Genomic DNA, 734 nt, shown 5'->3' on the forward strand with positions numbered 1-734 from the left:
GTGATGGTTGGCACATCATCCGTCACCATGATCTTCAAATCGATCGCATTCGATTTATCTTGGTCGAAATCTTCAGCTACAACAGAGAAGTTAAGGTTAATCGCGTTTTCACCCGCGCCATCAAGGTGCTTAAGTGGTTTAAACAATTCGAATTGATAGCTGTTATCTGAGGTATCGAAAATAATTTCGAACACCGCTTCATTACTCGCTGCTGTTTGAGCAACGTAAGTAAATGTTGTGCCATTTTGTGAAACAGCTTGCCACTCTAAACTTTCTCCATCAGAGGTTAAGCCAGTCAGAACCAAATCTTCATCAACCAGTTCATACTTCACAACGCCATCGGCACCTTCATCGACAGTGAACAGTCCATTAATAATGGTATCTTCAGATTGATCTGAACCAATTCCAGTGAGGTCATCCTCATCGACAACCGCTTCACCCGTTGGCGCACTCATTACTGGTGTGTCATCTAGCACTTCGATTGGCAATACATACTGATTAGAGTCATCACCGTCACCATCAACTGCAACGACATCAAATGGAATCGTTAAGGTATTGGAATTCGGACTTGTAGGATGATTTAGAGGACCTAACAACGTAAAGGTATAAGAGCCATCATTCGCTAGCGCGAGCGTGAAAATAGGAGTCCCGCTTGTCGTCGTACCTTGATAGGTTGTCGTGTTAGCCGCCCCTGTGATTTCTGTAATAGAAATCGCTTCAGTTCCAGAGGTCAA

Annotated in this window: 1 protein-coding gene; it reads right to left on the minus strand. The window is 43.7% G+C overall.

What is annotated here, in order from left to right:
* Positions 1 to 734, minus strand: a 734-nt coding sequence (locus tag AB4493_RS21660; RefSeq protein WP_372155809.1) for a hypothetical protein, incomplete at both ends; no start/stop codon positions are given.

It is taken from the genome of Vibrio sp. 10N.222.55.A1, from assembly GCF_041473835.1.
GTDB classification, from domain to species: Bacteria; Pseudomonadota; Gammaproteobacteria; order Enterobacterales; family Vibrionaceae; genus Vibrio; species Vibrio crassostreae_C.